The 985-nt window shown below is 64.0% G+C and carries 1 protein-coding gene; it reads left to right on the top strand.

Translation table 11 applies throughout. The features are described 5' to 3' along the window. The first annotated feature begins 153 nt into the window (after positions 1-153). Entirely contained in the window at positions 154-975 is an 822-nt protein-coding gene (locus tag IDM40_RS27750; protein ID WP_193125040.1) for an HARBI1 family protein, read from the top strand. Positions 976-985 lie beyond the last annotated feature (10 nt).

Here is a 985-nt window from a genome sequence, read left to right as displayed (position 1 = left end):
GAGGTGATCTCAGTGACTGGGAATCAGTAGAAAACCGGCAATCAAGACAAGAGGTGCGTGCATGGGTGAACTTCCGTTCCCCTGACACAGACGTGGAGCCCCAGGTAGAAGGCGAGGTGTCGAATCTTGCCGGACCACCATGAAAGGCTCCACGTGGTTCCCTATACTGCCACCCTCGACGTGGACCAAGCCACCACTTGGCACCTTTCGGCCCTGCTGAACGCCGAACGCCGACGCCGCGGCACCCGCACAGGAACCCGCGCCCTGACCTGCTACAAACAAGCAGTCCTGATCTTGCGGTGGTTTCGCGATGACACCGCTATCGACGCTCTGGCCAGGGACAACGACATCTCCCGGGCCACCGGCTACCGCTACGTCGACGAGGGTGTCGACGTGCTGGCCGACCAGGCTCCCGACCTGCACGAGGTCCTCGGACACGCCCGCCTGAGCCCCGAAGATCCCCTGATCCTGGACGGAAAACTGTTTCCTTGTGACCGTTGTTCGGAGCCGGGCCCCTCTGGTGAGAGCGACCTTTGGTACAGCGGCCACAAACACCACCACGGCGGCAACATCCAGTTCCTGTCCGATGCTCGTGGGGAACCGGTGTGGGTGTCGCAGGTCGAGCCCGGGTCCACGGCCGATATCACCGCCGCCCGCCTGCACGTGTTCCCGCTTTTGCACAAGGCCACCGCCGAGGGGTTGGTGGTGTTGGCCGATGCAGGCTATGAGGGCGCCGGGGTGGGTGTGCGCACCCCGATCAAGCGTCCGCCCGAGGTCGACGAGCACCGCTGGCATGTCGATGACCGGGCCCACAACCGGCTCCTACGCGGCCTGCGGTGCATCGGCGAGCGCGCGATGGCGGTACTCACCGGCCGGTGGAGAGTGCTGCACCACACCACGATGAGCCCGTCCAAGATCGGGGTGATCGTGCAAGCTGCGTTGGCGCTGACCACTATCGAAAAGCAAACTCACTGAGATCACCTCA

The sequence above is a fragment of the Nocardiopsis coralli genome (genome assembly GCF_014892575.1).
Classification (GTDB): domain Bacteria; phylum Actinomycetota; class Actinomycetes; order Streptosporangiales; family Streptosporangiaceae; genus Nocardiopsis; species Nocardiopsis coralli.
This window is presented reverse-complemented; position numbering and strand designations above follow the sequence as displayed.